11 protein-coding genes and 1 pseudogene are annotated in these 15,034 nt (G+C 43.1%); all 12 read right to left on the bottom strand.

The features are described from left to right. Nucleotides 1-2: 2 nt before the first annotated feature. Nucleotides 3-431 carry a type VI secretion system baseplate subunit TssE gene (tssE, locus tag GKR74_RS05480; protein WP_154602842.1) on the bottom strand — a complete coding sequence of 143 codons (429 nt, stop codon included), beginning with the start codon at nucleotides 429-431 and terminating at the stop codon, nucleotides 3-5. A gap of 1 nt (nucleotide 432) precedes the next feature. Then, nucleotides 433-972 carry a type VI secretion system lipoprotein TssJ gene (gene tssJ / locus GKR74_RS05475; protein WP_154602841.1) on the bottom strand — a complete coding sequence of 180 codons (540 nt, stop codon included), beginning with the start codon at nucleotides 970-972 and terminating at the stop codon, nucleotides 433-435. 15 nt (nucleotides 973-987) lie between these two features. Next, complete coding sequence (gene tssG / locus GKR74_RS05470; RefSeq protein ID WP_154602840.1) at nucleotides 988-2,079, bottom strand: type VI secretion system baseplate subunit TssG; 1,092 nt, start codon at nucleotides 2,077-2,079, stop codon at nucleotides 988-990. Beyond that, a complete protein-coding gene (gene tssF, locus GKR74_RS05465; RefSeq protein WP_154602839.1) occupies nucleotides 2,055-3,806 on the bottom strand; it encodes a type VI secretion system baseplate subunit TssF in 1,752 nt (583 codons plus the stop codon). Before tssF ends, tssG begins: the two co-directional genes overlap by 25 nt. 23 nt (nucleotides 3,807-3,829) lie before the next feature. Beyond that, nucleotides 3,830-5,440: a type VI secretion system protein TssA gene (gene tssA / locus GKR74_RS05460; RefSeq protein WP_154602838.1), complete on the bottom strand. Its 1,611-nt coding sequence runs from the start codon at nucleotides 5,438-5,440 to the stop codon at nucleotides 3,830-3,832. A 20-nt stretch (nucleotides 5,441-5,460) separates the two neighbouring features. Further along, a complete protein-coding gene (locus GKR74_RS05455; protein ID WP_154602837.1) occupies nucleotides 5,461-8,838 on the bottom strand; it encodes an ImcF-related family protein in 3,378 nt (1,125 codons plus the stop codon). A 59-nt stretch (nucleotides 8,839-8,897) separates the two neighbouring features. Further along, complete coding sequence (locus tag GKR74_RS05450; RefSeq protein ID WP_154602836.1) at nucleotides 8,898-10,100, bottom strand: hypothetical protein; 1,203 nt, start codon at nucleotides 10,098-10,100, stop codon at nucleotides 8,898-8,900. A gap of 4 nt (nucleotides 10,101-10,104) precedes the next feature. Continuing rightward, nucleotides 10,105-10,371, bottom strand: coding sequence for a PAAR domain-containing protein (locus GKR74_RS05445; protein ID WP_154602835.1), 267 nt, complete (start codon nucleotides 10,369-10,371; stop codon nucleotides 10,105-10,107). 108 nt (nucleotides 10,372-10,479) lie between these two features. Beyond that, nucleotides 10,480-10,833 (bottom strand): DUF6708 domain-containing protein, encoded by a 354-nt coding sequence (locus GKR74_RS05440; protein WP_230086840.1) that lies wholly within the window; start codon nucleotides 10,831-10,833, stop codon nucleotides 10,480-10,482. Nucleotides 10,834-11,087: 254 nt separating this feature from the next. Continuing rightward, nucleotides 11,088-11,966 carry a DUF6708 domain-containing protein gene (locus GKR74_RS05435; protein WP_154602834.1) on the bottom strand — a complete coding sequence of 293 codons (879 nt, stop codon included), beginning with the start codon at nucleotides 11,964-11,966 and terminating at the stop codon, nucleotides 11,088-11,090. A 1-nt stretch (nucleotide 11,967) separates the two neighbouring features. Further along, complete coding sequence (locus tag GKR74_RS05430) at nucleotides 11,968-14,652, bottom strand: T6SS effector BTH_I2691 family protein (protein WP_154602833.1); 2,685 nt, start codon at nucleotides 14,650-14,652, stop codon at nucleotides 11,968-11,970. A gap of 159 nt (nucleotides 14,653-14,811) precedes the next feature. Further along, nucleotides 14,812-15,034: pseudogene (locus GKR74_RS17955) on the bottom strand (DUF6708 domain-containing protein); the annotation flags it as partial.

Here is a 15,034-nt window from a genome sequence, read left to right as displayed (position 1 = left end):
GTTTAAATCGTATCGAATTGTTTTTTTAGATGATGGACGAGAATGCGCCCATCCGGCATAAACTCAGTGCCATAGCGGATCAAACCTTGCTCATGTAATTCAACCTCAAGGGCATAATGAAGCGCCCCAAAGCTGTTTTGCGGTAATAACACTAAAGAGAGTGATTTGATGCGAGGCTCATACTTGAGTAACGTTGCCGATAAAATGGTCATCATATTGTGAGCGGTGCCGGGGAGACCTTGGATCATTTTACTCATATCAGGTAGCCCGTAGTCGGGAAGGTGCTCGATACTGCCCGCTCTGGCGTTGAGAATGCGGCGAATATTGTCCATCACAGACACCATCACTTGGTCATGTTCTGGGATAGCATCGATATTCAACCCACCCGCAAAATACCCCGTCAACATTTCATATAATGAAGGCTGGGACATACTATTTTTCTCCGAGTGGTTTTAAGGTCATGGTGTTGTCTAAGAGTGTGAGTAGGCGAGGGTCGTCCGGTAGTAAGCGCTTTTTGGGGATCACCACGCGCCAGTCGTCGGTAATAAGGTCAGGGTGATGGAACATCACGGCGACGGCAACAAATTCAGCGCCGTCTTCAAGGGGCATATCGAGGGAAATCGACTCACCTGGGCGAATACGTAAATCTTTTTGGACCACGAGAGAGGATTTTAGTACTTGGCTATCTTTGGCAAACAACGACGCATAATCACTCTCATCAAAGCTTTCTGTATCTTTTAATTGATATACGCGAATGATGGTGGATAGCGATGCGCCTGTATCATCGGTATTGAGTGCTTCACGCGCCACGAAATCAAGATGGACGACTTTCACTTGCTTATAAAATATCGCGTTTGCTGCACTGCGAGTGCCATCACTGACCATTTGAGTGAGCCCGCATCCGGTGAGGTTTAATGCAGTCAGAAGCACCAATGTTTTGCCACAAAATGGCAATAAAGGGATGTGTTTCATAGGGGAGTCCCAGAATTAGAATCGATAATTAGCGTAATGTGAGGGCGGCGTAGAGTGTGATGCTACCGATAATCGCTGATAGCGCCCTAAATTTAAGGTAATAATGTGTTCTCGGGGAGCGGCATTAGGCGCCAATGCACCCATTGCAGCAGTACGTCCCAGCTGAACACCTTGGTGAGATTGAGTGCTTAACGTCGCGTTAGGGAGCAACTTTCTGGGTAATTTGAGACAAAGACGGGCATTGACTCTTGACCCTAGGTAGACATGCAACAGCGCCATTAAATCTTGATACAGTTGTCCGTCAGGCAGCCAATTTCGGGCTTCATCAAAGTTATCTGTCTGTAAGGTAATCAAAATTTGGCTGTTTACATCGGTAGAATACTGACCTAAAACGGGTTTGTTGGTTAAGGTCATCGGTGTTCTGCACGATAACCCCGTTTGAGTCGCTTGCTCGATGCGCCGCGGGTCATGAGGCTTGATTTTCACGCGGGTGTCAGGTGCCAGTAATTTAACGAGAGATGCAACGCCTTCTGCGGTGCGCGTTGGAAAACGTAACGTACCCAGTAAGGCGAGAAAGCGGGATAACGGCGCTTGCACATGTTGGGCGGTGCCGGGAATGCCTAAGCCAATTAAGCCATACAAATACTGGGAAGTTTCATCTTCGCCCCCCGCGGAAAAGGTCGCTGGATAGGAATATTTTCGCCAAATACGGTAAAACTGCGTGGTGAGCCGATGGTTAAAAATATCCAGAAAATCCGTGAGCGATTCGGTTCCTTCCCGTTGTTGTGCGATGTCATCGAGGTAGGCGGTGGGTAATGGCGATGTGACACCATATAACCCTAAAAAGGTGGTTCGAATACTTGGCGTATTGCTATCTCGGTAGCGGTCTTCAATGTCGATACCTTTAATTTCGGTGACAGGAAAACCCATCCCACGATGGGGACGAAACCGGATAATATCTGTTTTCGGGTCTTGGGTGCTACCCAGTGGCGGGCGCTGTTTATTACTCTGTTCTAGCAGTTGGCAAAACCGATAGAAGTTAACCCGTGGTAGACGCTCCCCAAGTGCATCAAAAAGCTGATTTACTGAGGATGATTCTCTGTCCATGTGAGGCTATTTCCTGTTGGTAAAATATGGAGAGTCAGTTGGTTAAATAGATGCACGTCGGTGTACAGTGCGAAAAAGCGGTTGAGCATTTCGCCAAAGAGATGAATATCACCTTCACCGTTAAATCCGTTGCTATCAAGGGTAATATCGATGGCAATACCGCGCTGTAAAAAGCCTTTTTCGAAGCGCTCGATAAGGTGCTGTTCAACGTGGATCATGGCATCGAGTTTACGGCTGTTTAAATCATCTTCTCGCCAGTCATAGAGTGCCAATGTGCCGCGCAATACTTCCACGTTGTCCATCATATTGAGGAAACTGGCGCCAAGGTGGCTGAGAACGCGCCAATGGAAACGGTCTTCGGCTGGGGGATAGCAAGGCAGGGTTGGTTTGCATAAGTTGCGAACTTGCAGCTGGGTTTGTTGTGTTTCTTCGGTTCTGTCTAGCAATGTACTTTGCAGCGCTTTGCGCGGAAGTTGCCCGTTAGTGCCAGTTAATTGCAAAGATAAGGTTTCACTTTCCAGAGCGGCGGTTGGCTGCTCGCGCTCGCCCCCTAAAATCAGCCATGTATCATGCAACCCACTAACACCGCGCTTAACGCGAGTGTGGTAGTAGTGTTCTGGTGCATTGCGGCGCAACATGCCGCCTCGATGGCGAAAGCTGCTGAATGGGACATAGTGAATGTGTTCACCTCGCCTTGTGCCATGAACCGTATCGACAGCGTAAATTTCAGTGTGTCCATCTTGTAGGCGGCGGGGACGCAGTAAATATTCACTTTCTAACCCGTTAACGGTAAGAGGGTCCGCTTCAATATTGAATAAGTTGATCACCGGAACGCTGTGCAATTTTAGGTTATCGCGACTTAATGGAATGTCGCTATCCCACAGGGTATCGAGCACAATTTCCAGCTCAAAGTGACTTAGTCCTTCGGGTAATTGAATCTCTTCAAGCCCGTTTAAGTTGACGAAGAAAAACTTTTCGCGAAAAGAAAAATATTCCAGCAACAACTGGTAGCCGCTGAATGTGCTATCTCCTTTGGGCCACAGTTGATCTTCTTCGGCAAATCCTCCAGGGGAAAACCACAGCGGTAAACGAATACGGTCAGGGGATGATGGTAAACGGATATAGGTCGCTGCGACGTGTTTGGTGAGAGCGAGATGCAGGGCGTAAGTGGTCGGGACGTCACCCGCCAAATAAAAGGAAATGGCACCAAGAGGGCTCTGTTTCCAATCGACCAGTTTTGCACAATCGAAGCGTAATCGGATCACAGAACGTCCATCAGGCTCAGTGGTTAAATTCACTGTGGATAGTGTAATGGGGTTTAAGGTTAAATCCCGCGTGGTGCGGTAACGACAAACGGTTTTCTTCTCGCCAATCGGGTGCGAAAGCACTTCAAAATTGGCTGGGATCACCGACGATAATTTCATATCGTGAATATCGGGTACAAGTTCAACCACGGACAGGGAAGGGATGGTTTGTAAGTAATGAGGCCAAAGTAGGCTGACCAATCCTTCCGTTAATTCCGGTAAATCATCATCAATTTTTTGGCGCAGTTGCCCCATCGAAAAGGCAAAACCTTCAAATAATCGCTCAACAAAAGGATCGGGAATGCCGGCTTTGTCTAAATCTAATAGTGCCGCCCGGTCGGGGTGAGCTTGGGCGAACTCTTTCGCAGCTTCGCGTAGATAGCGCATTTCTGCATCATAATAGCGAAGGGTTAAATCATCCATTCGTATCACTCTCACTGATTAATTTAAGGGTAGAGCACCAATGCTCGGACAGGATCTAAGCGAGTCAATTGAGCCAATAATTCAGACATTTGGTGATGTAACTCGGCTTTATCCGGTGTGTTACGTTGTGCTTTACCTCGCAGAAGTTGTAATTGGCGGGCTTTGACTTCAAACAGGGAATGCGGCTCCCAATCAGCCAGTTGCATGTGCTCAGCGCGATTATCTAATTCACGCAATAAGTTCAGCGCCAAATCATGACGGGCAAACTGCTCCGCCACTCTTGCCATTACCAATTGCAAGAGCCATTTTTGGCGGGTGGTCTGAATATTCGGACGAGACATTAACCATGCTAAGGCGGCTTCTATCCCTTCGGTATCGGCTTGCGTTAATGCTTCTTGCTCTAAGGCAAATATCGAGCCATTATCATCGTCATCCGTGCCGTGAACTGGCATAGAGTGCAGAGACTGAATGTTATCTTCCAGAATCTGTTGTTTGATCCATGCGAGGGTCACTTCATCAGCAAAGGGGGTGCCATCTTCCCATGCGAGATTTTCTAACCCCGGTAGGCGCAATAAGAATTGCTTTAAATCCGAGGCAATAACGTCTGCCCAACCATTCCAAGGCGCGGGAGATTTACTGAGCGCTTGGTGTAAGTACCATTGAACATCTAACCAAAAATGGTTAACGCCTTCGGCAAATAGGCGGTCGGCTTGTTCGGTGAGTTCTAACCAGTTTTGTTGCAGATATAAGCGTTTTAATTGGGCTTTCGCATCTGAGCGTGGCGGGGCTAAACGCGTGCAACCATGCTGATTTTGTGGTGGCGATTGGTGCAGGGTATCCCAACGGACAGATTTCATCAGTCGGTGACCCGACAGCCAGCCGTTGGGTTGATTACGCAGATAATTGGCGAGCACTTTGGCTTGGTCGAGCAGTTCGCGACCCGATTGGATGGGGGCGATAGGGCTGATCCCCGAGGCAATTTGCTTTGTCGCCACATTTTCAGACGCTTTGATATTTTGCGGGATGACGCTATCAGCCCCACCCGATTGGGCGAGTCGATTTTCTAAGGCGCGTAAGAGGGGCGCAAGGTTAGGGCGGCTTGCTTCATCCCATGTATTAAACTCATCCACGATCGCGCTAAGTAGCGCCACAATGCGAGAAAATTCGTTGCTATCCACCTCAGGATAGAGGGATAGGCTGTCGAGGACACGTTGACCTGCCAGCCATTCGATGGCGGCTTTTCGGCTATTTGGACGCGAAGGTAGTAAGCTGTCATGGTAGCGATGCAGTAATCCTGCGAGTAGACCGAGTCCATCGGCTAATCCCGTTTCCCCTTCACGATGCAAACGTGCCCAAATATAGTAGGTGATAACTCGCGCATCTTTGCAGACGTTGGTCAGGAGGTTCTCGGCAAGGGCGCAAATTAACTCCGTGTCTGACCCCGAGAGTTTGTTGACTTCTTCTTTCATGCGTTCGAAGTCATCGTCATAACCGGGGTCATCCCCCATTGGATTTTCGGCGGTAATGGGCAGTAGCCAGCGCTCCCATAGTGCCACTTGTTGCTCAACAAGCAGGTTTGCGGCAAGCGGATTTCCAGTAAAGCAAGCGGTGCGCAAGGCAGTTAATAATGGCATAGGTGATGTCCTATCGATGGCTAATCCAAAAAGATCTTTTCAGGCAAAACGAAATTGCGCAGTTTTAATAGCGCCAGTGGGCCTTGACCCATTTCGGTGCGCAGTTGGTAATTCAGCGAGATACCATCCGGTGTGACCCACGAAACGGTATAGCTGCTGGTGCTGCCCGCGTAAGGCGCGACGTTGGCCGTTTCGAGTAGACGAATCAGCCCCCACACACCACGATGATCGCCATAGAGTCGGGTGCCCGAAGACGTAGTCATCCAGGTTAAAGATGCGCCGGACGCGACAGTATCGGCAGGCCAAACAAAACGTTGCCATTCAGGGAATTGGTTATCGTAGGTAAGATTTTGTTTATCGATCACCAATATAGTCTGCATCACGTTTTTACTGGTGCCTGGACGCATTTCAAAATAGAGACGGGCTTCCCCGTTGGCGAAAGCGACATCGCCTAACTCGGTTAGGGTATTTAGCGCGGTTAAAAAGGCAGGGTTAAAACGTAATCCTTGGGCGTTGGTGCTGTTCGGTACCCAGTGATTGCCCTCTTTACGTAACACGCCTTGCAGACGCGTTTCTAAGAAGCGCTGAATGCGTCCGTTATCGGGGCGCAGATATTGCGCCATCAATGGTAAGGAGATATCGCTTTGGGTGTTTTTCAGTGGATAGCGCCCGCCGAAAGCGTTGTTCCATTCACTGACAATGGCATTTTGCCATTCGCTATTAATGCCTTGGGCAGTTGGTGTGAGTAATTGCTGCCACGCTTGAGTCATCGGCTCGACTAACAGCGCATCCCCAAAGCTTTGCCACTCTTGCCCAAAGCTGGCGGCAATTAAGCTGCCCATATCCCGCGTTTCGGAGAAATCGACATTTTTACCTTCTAAAATACTTTGCGCGAATGCTTGGGACATAGCCTGTGGGTCAGGGGCATTAACCACTTGCTGAAGCTTTAATCGCACACGGGTTATGCGGGTGAGATAGGCTTGCAGGCTGAGGTTATCGCTTGTTTGCGTAGTCGCTTGCGGGTCCACAAAATTCAGAATTGGAGCAAAAGTCTCTTCAAGCGGCCCCGTAAAGTCGGCTTTCTGACTAATGACCGGTTTCTGTTCTTTATTGAGCAGGTCTTTCGCGGAGTTCATAAAGGAATCGGCGAGCTTTTCTTGCTGGCGTCCGGTTTTCCCTTGATAAGCCACGGTATTCATCAGCGCAATGACGGGTGACTGGCGCACATCACTCATCAAAGATAATTGGTCAATAGTATCGGACAAACTTTCAGTATGGCGCCATTGCAGGCTATTGAGGAAGTTTAACCAGCTATCAGAAAAATCAGCAAAATAGCGTTCAGTAAGCTGCTGCTTGAGCACATCCGGCGAAATATCTTGGCTAAGTTCATGCTGGCTATCACTCAATACCCAATCAATTTCATTGCGGCGGGATTCAACCACTTTTTTGATGGCGGGTTGAATAGATTCTTCCCACGCTTTGCGGGTAAAAATACCTGACACAAACTCATCGGTGGTGAATAAAAAGCTGGCATCGGTATCGCCGGTCATGTCGTCTAAGGTCATATCTGGGAACTGATGTTGCGCTTGTAGTAGCACTTCTTGATACAGCGTTGCGCTTTCACTGCGCTGACCAATTTGTCGAATAAGTAAAGTACGGCTTTGATTAATTAGGTTATTGTTGGCGGTTAACTGCCATTCAGAATGCTTCGGTAGCTGCTGGGCATAGAACATGAGTAATTCTTTGCCGAGGGTTTGCCATTCGCCTTCGTTCATTCCTTGAGGAACGGGGAGGGTAGTGAGCACGCTGTCAGTAAAAAATGCGGGATCCATACGCTCAGGGGTACTCATCATTAAGTAGGTTTTTAGGCTTTGATACGCCCCTTGGGTGGCTTGACGACGGTCTTCACTGTTAGGGGAAAGCTGGGCATAGGCTTGTAGCTGCTGAGCCAATTGCTGAGCGATGGTATCACGCAAAGGAGGTAATACCGTTTGTTGATATAGCGGCCATAAATGGGCTAATAGTGGCTGATTACTGTTTAGCCCAAAATGGAGCCAGAAAGGTACAGAAGTTTGTTCGCGATGATTGAGTAATCCTAGGGTTTGCTGAAAATCATACTGAGCTTTGAGGCGTTCAGTTTCTGGTAATTGGGCGTTAGCAGCGACGCTCGCGCTTTGGTAGCTCTCTTCGATAAGCTGGCGATTGGCGAAGTAAGAGACAATCATGCCTGCGCCCCACAAGGTCATAGCGGTGGCAGCACCGTATTGAACGAGACGTTTTTTGTCAAAGCCTAAAGAGGCAGGCTGTAAACCGGATGCCAGTTCAGATTGTACATTCAACCAGCTTTTCCAGCGGGTATCAGGGTGCCAACTATTGGGTAAACGTTGCTGATTTAACGGATTGATAGAAGGGCTAAATGCGATGCCGGAAAAAGGCAGCGTACGTAATTGGGTATTGAGTGGGGCTAATGCAGTCGCGAGCTGTTGGCTGCCACCGTTTTGTAAAAATTGAGCAAAAGCAAGCAGATAGGTATGTTTCTGCTCGCGAAGTAATGCTTGAGTTCCGTTGATCACAAGTGCGGGGATCAGGCTTAACAAGCTAGGGGATAGCGCCTCGGCGGGCATATTTTGCTCTGTCATGCAGAGGATAGAGGGCGTTTCGACCGCGCTGAGGGATTGTTGGTCACTGACACTCCATGCCCAAACTGGCGCACGCCAACCTAATTCTTGGAAGAGGTTTTGGATTGAACGCCCCGCATTGTGGGCTGTTGCGGTATTGAGGTTAGTGAACGTGACGTTGTTGTCTAAAAGCTGTGACGACATGCTGTTTTCAGTCACCCAAATCACGCCATCGAGCGGACGACGTCGGCGCAGGTGTTTGAGGGTTTCCAGTCGCTCTGAGTCTATGGAACTCCCGATATCTCCACCGTAGATAAGTAGGGTGCCATCACACTCTTGCCAGATTTCTTGCGTCAGGCTAGGGGCGAGTTTTTCGACGGCAGAGTGGGAGCCGAGGAGGAGTTGAATGGAGACTTTGGAATGCCAGAAAGTGCCGTATTGGGATTTTAGGGTATTTGGGATTTCTAGTAGTAATATATTCTCTGTATCATTATGATTTTTAATGATGTTATTTGTTTTTTCTTTTGTTCCACTATAAGCTTGTTTACCAATCCAGCGGCTAACAGTAAAAACAATAATAGAAGCCAAGCCAATAAAACCAGTTACCCATACGAGGGTATTTAAAGCATCATATTGTTTTTCCGAGTTTAGTTGTACTCCTAATGTTTCTGGTGAGAAATAAAGAATGAAGCCAAGGGTTATAGCTATGCAGAATAACACTAATAGAATAACCCATGGTTTTTCTAAAACTTTTAGTGTGGAGAGTAAATAAGATTTCATATCATGGCTCCAGATACGATGAAAATAAAGTAATTAATCTGTTTCAATGTAATGAAGCATTAAGCTCCGATTGACGGAGTCACTGTCCAAACAAATATTTCATTGTCTTGGCGTGTAATCGCAAGTTGGGCAGCTTCGGTTTTTATTAAACATGAGGTACTAATATAAAGGTTAACCCAAGGTGAGACGTGCTGAGTACAGCCAATAATGTTATCAATACTATGCAAAGGGATTTTTCCTCCACTCTCGGTAAATAGAACCTCTGTTCTAGTATCATCCAGATTATTGATTGAATAAGTGTTAAGAAAAATAGACTTTACTTTAGTTATTTCGACATTCCCCCAAAGGAGAGCATTATCAATAGATTTATTCAAATCCAACATATTGTACTCATGTTGGGATATGGACTCAGGTCGATGAATAAAAGCAATATGTTTTTTTTGCGTTTGTTTAAGTGATGATAATAAATGAGCTACACTAACCTCTGTATATTTATCAATAGGTTGTTTAATCAGATAAAGATTTATAGTGAGTAAGTATTCAAAATCATCAACTTTATCTAACCAGTTATCTACAATGCTAATTGGGATATGTTTTTTATAATTAATACGGAATGGTCTTTCGAGTAATTGAGAAATTTCTTGATTAATTTGTTTAGTATCATTTTCACTTAGAATGATACTTTCACCAATCGAAACTAAAATATTTAATGATACATTGTTAGATAGACATTTGATTGCGGTTAGCATTGATGGTTCACTAACTAACGCTTTAATTCTATTGATAACTCTTTCTACATCTGATGTGTTGCTATCAATGAACTGAGAACAATAACTTGCTTTACCGTTGACTAGGTTAGGAGGCAAAAGAGATACTTTACTAGTAATTATTTGTGTTGATAAATCTTTGCAGTTTGTTATGTGAGGAAGAATCATGGCTTGTGCTAAAAGTGTAACTTTTCTTTGGCCTATCGATATTCTTTTATCTTTGTCTATTTGTCTTTGTGTATCCCATCCATCAGCTGCCCATTTATTAAAAAGAAAAAATATGTATCTAACAGAATATAAACCTAGCCAAATTATGATGGTAAAAATGAGTAAATTTGACTCTGGTATTTTTTCTATTAATGACTGAGAAACTAGCAATCGATGTGAAATATAAATGACTACTGATAGTAAAACAAAAAAAATGCCCCATCGTTTAATTGATGGAAAATCTTGACGTTTTGCTTTTGGCGGTAGTGATAATAAATCAACAGGCATCAGTTTAGAGGCTCGCTTTGGCATTAGGAAGAGAGGAAATCAATGTGCAGCCACAGCTACATTTATGACCATCAAATGCAACAGGTAAGCCATTATCTAGAAATGTTGGATGTCCTTGAGAAATCACTACATTATTATGTCCTTTTTTAGGGCATGAAACGGGGTCACCTAAGCGGGCGACACCTATGCCGTTAAATACCATTGATGAAGAACCTGATAATACTTGGCCACCACCTGTATTTTTATCACCAATACGAATAATACCTTTCATGATAAAAGTCCTTTACGATTTGTTATTGGAAACTGATAGATACGGCTTTAAAGGAAAATACACGTTCGAAGAGAATTGAATAATAAATATAATTTTCATTCATAATAATTAAAAAAATGTTTTCCAAAGATTTTTGGGGTTCATCGAGGCATTAAGAATATATGGGTCATGACGAACAAATTCCCAATGGGCTTTCAGTTCTTCAAGATTGTTATGTGATGAAGGTAGACAAAAGGTATCGATAATCGTGATGCCATCATCTGCCAATACATGCCCACTAATATAATAATCCTTGCCGATTTCTTTGCGATGATTTAGTCCTGTCGTAAAAAACACATCTTGCCAAGGGGCTGTAAAGATAGAGCCATCAATACGTGTCGCGTGTACCAATTGGTTTTTACGATCAAACCGAATAGGGTAATGAGTCCATGCGAACCACTCTTTTTTTAATAAGAATAGCATCCAGAGTGCCATCGGAAATATTATTAGAGAACCAACTAGAATAGCCAGTAAATACCCTACTTCATAGAATGACCGAGTAATAACATCAATAGCTAGCCAAGCAAAGTTTGAATACTTATTTAAATTAATTTGATGCCATTTGCTTATTGGGCTAATAGCATCAAACTGCCAAATTATTTTTTATTACAGAACCAATAGATTAATAGATGTTTCGGGTTTTTGGAAACGTCAAAGAAATAAGGATCTTTGGTATCTTACGTAGATTTTTTTTGAATATTCTCAGGCCATACCGGACGACGACTGGTTAGGACCGCTATACAACGGGGAATACCTAAAATCACGGTTAAAGGTAATGAAACCGGTAAAAATAATATCGAGCGGCCACCAAGGTTAGTCAACAGATAGAAAAAGCTAAACCATATACGCTCTTTTTTATTTTCAATCGGTAAACAAAAATCAATATGATGAATAATATCTTGCGGGCCATCTTCCATATAACGGCGAACAAATTCCCAATGTGCAAGTAATTCCGTTTGGTTAAAACTGGTTGCTGGTAAACAAAAGGTGTCAATAATGGTGTTTTTCTTTTTATCAAGAATATGACCGCTAATATAATATTCATCTTTCATAGACTTTTTGTAAAATAATCCAGAAGTGAAAAAGATATCATCCCATTTGGCGGTAATAATCGAGCCATCAATTCGATACGCATAAACAAGACGATTTTTACGGTCAAAACGAATAGGGTAATGGGTCCAAGAAAACCACTCTTTCTTTAAGGTATACAATGCAAAGCAGATAAATCCAGATAAAAACGGTATAACAAATAAAAGAAAAAATAACATCTCAGTTGAATAGTCCGCAACAAAGATACAATAATAAAGGATAAAAAGAAGAGCAGAACCAAAAGTTGCACTACATAAAGAGGATACAAATGAGAGAAGGCCTTTTGAATAATAAAATTTATCGACTAACTCAAGGTAATGTGAATTTATTACAATGACTTTGCGGTCAGAATCCAGTTGTTCCTCAGGAATATCATTGCGGATATGTTGATGTAACTGGTGTTCGATTTCTCTTTCGTTAAGTGGGCGCTGTAATCTAAATTTTGGAAATAAGCCATAGTAATCCATATTAAAATCCCCCCAGCGCAGCTTTAAATTCATCTTGTTCTATTTGCATGGTCGGGTATGTTGTTAGCTCAAACATATCTACCACATCACTATCTTTAAGCATTTCAAACTCTTTAAGCTTACTAAGCCCTTTTTCTGGAAGTTTGCCCCATAGGCATTGTTGCAACCATTTTTGAAGGTTATTGGGAAGGTCTAAAGCGATGAATATAGCTGTTCCCAGTAATATAATTAGGGAAATAATCATTGTTATCGGTCCCCATAAAGGTGCAAAAATTAGTACATAAATAATCGCAAAACCTGCACCTGCAGATAGAAAATATAATGAACTGAGTCCCAAATTACCTTTCATCATCTCGTCAACACCATGAAGAGAATCATAAATAGCACCGATAGCCGCACTAACAATCCCTAATGTTTTTCCCGCAAAACCAAATAGATACTTTGATACACGAGTATTCTTAAATGCCTTCCTTGCGGCGTCATTTTCAAAGGTAACGAACCTATAGATACCCGTTTCTATGGTGCTAAGAATTGTGCTGGATAATCCCATAACCCCAGAACAAAAGCGATACCGAGATTCTTGTTGATCACGGGTTAATGTTTTATTGTTGCCAAGATCGGATGAACTAATCAGTGCAGCAACTTGAAATAAACCGGAAAGTACACCTAAACAAAATGGGGTAGCCGACTTTAAGCTTTGCGTTTTATTTTCGAACGATATTTTCCATGCCCTGTAATTTTTAATATAAGCATCTTGGCTCGAAAATATATGGGCTCTTAATGCTTTTAGTTGTTGATTGGATGGTAATGCCGCGATCCTTTCTGCTTCCATGGGTTCCAAGCATATAATGAATTTTTGTACTCGTTGTGTATAAATATGTTCGCCATTTAACGCTTTCGCTTTGAGATCTTTTTCTAAAAGATCATATAGAGATTTTTCACTCATTTTCAGGTTATCGCCATATAATTGCATAATGCGTTTGGCTGTTTCTTTATACAAATGAGAAAACGTCCCTTCCATTTCAACCACGATAAACGCATTTTTAGTGATAACCCCCATAGATACAAGAAAAGAATACATTGATTTTGAACCTAATAGGTTTGTTAAATTTTTCAGTAGTGGACCCGTAAGTATACCCAAGTAAACTGCAATGACTGAAACACCCGGGGAATCGGGTTTATCTATGATAGTTCCAAAAGCATCAATTAAATTATTCCAAGGCATTTCGCTTAGGGATTGGTGGCTATTAACGGCTTCAGATATTTTTTTTATTAACGCATCTTGATTTAATAACAGCGCTCTGGCTAAAAGGTTTTTAGGGTTATCTTGAGGTTTGATTAATGCCTCGGAAAAGAATTTTTTAGTTCCTTCCTTATCTGACATTCCTCGTATGCAATAACTAATAATGGCAGTAAATTCGGTGCCGCTGATGATATCATTTCGGTCAAAATTACATTGGAAATAATCAAGAAAACTGTCTTCATTAAACCAATCGAGATACATTTTTGTTCTGGGGGAAATCACTCGGCTATTATATTCTTTTACTGCTTCATTTAACTCTGTTGCATATTCTTTGACTTTATTGGTATCATAATATTTTTCATATTCAGACCAACTGCTCTTAACGTTGATTGACATACCTTTAAACACTTCTTCCCAAATACCGTTGTCTTCGGGTATTTCCGGTGCGTCGACAATAATACCGTAAGCATCGGGATGAACGTTATTCGATTCTTTGGTCTTTTTCGCTTTATATACATTGCTTAAATATTCACGTTCGAGATCTGTTATCGTTGAGTCTTTCATTAGTGTTATTGATGCAAGCAAAGCGGACTTTCTTTCGGTATCCTTATCTTTTTGGTATATCTCTTTATTAAACTCATATTCTATTAACGACGATAAATCTTTAACGTTAGCGGTAGGATCTGGCAATACAAATATTGCCCCTTTGGGGTGCAAACCTTGATTAGCTGCATTTTCTACATATTTCCCAGATGCGATAGGTGTTACTTTCGCGTATGCCGGATAAACTAACGACGTTACGGCATTAATAGGATTAAACATCATATCTAACGGCAGCGTCCATTTCCATATTTCGCTTTTTATTGCGTGCTCATGATAATTAGCAATAGTTTGCTCTAACTGTGACAAAGGTAATGCTTGTGGTACTTGCTGACGACTCAGCCATGCATCCATATCAAAGGGCTGCATATACTGCTCTCGGTGGCTTTTATCTTCGAATTGTTTTCGGATGGATTCTGTCCATTTCACTTCTGACCAAGCAAACCAGAAGGTGCCATTTTTAGTACCTTGGGGCATCATGGGTAAGGTGATTAAAGAGGCTCTAGCCAATTCTTCTGGCTGGTCAATGCAGGGTTTAATTTCACCAGAGGCTACATCATTAGGGACATCCCCATTTTCGGGAATTGGGTAATAAAACCCACCGTCAGTAATATAATAATTAATCCATGAGTGACCTAATTCATCCCAAATATTTAAGTAGCCAGAGCGTAATAACCGCAAGGTATATGCAGTTTCCCCTTGGGCTTCAACGGGGACATGAATACTTTTAGGCATAACAGGGAGAGTATCATGTTGAGACATAATAGCAGGGCGAGCGAGTAAAATGGGAAATCCACGTCGAATGCAAAAACTGCAACCTTGCGACTCATTTTTATCTTTCATATCTAGATTCCTTTAGAGATATTAACGTGGAAACGAGATTTCATTCGGCCACTACAGTGGTTGACTGTAATGTAAAATTGGATTGAAGAGGAAATCATTTAATGTTTTTTATGGTATGTAGAATGAATCTGTGACGGTAAGATGATTGCTTTTTACGATTTAGAAAAAGGTTTTCCACAAGTTTTTGGGGTTAGTAGAGGCATTCAAGCGATAGGCGTCATTGTCATCCACACGACATTGAGCTTGGATGGACTCGGGCCAGACAGGGCGACGGCTGGTAATAATGCCAATATATCTGGGTATACTAAAGATGAATGCCAACGGTATAAATAAAGGAAAAAGTAGAATTGGTGCTCCTTTATATAAGGACATTAAATAAAAA

Source organism: Providencia sp. wls1914, from assembly GCF_009706645.1.
GTDB lineage: Bacteria > Pseudomonadota > Gammaproteobacteria > Enterobacterales > Enterobacteriaceae > Providencia > Providencia zhijiangensis.
This window is presented reverse-complemented; position numbering and strand designations above follow the sequence as displayed.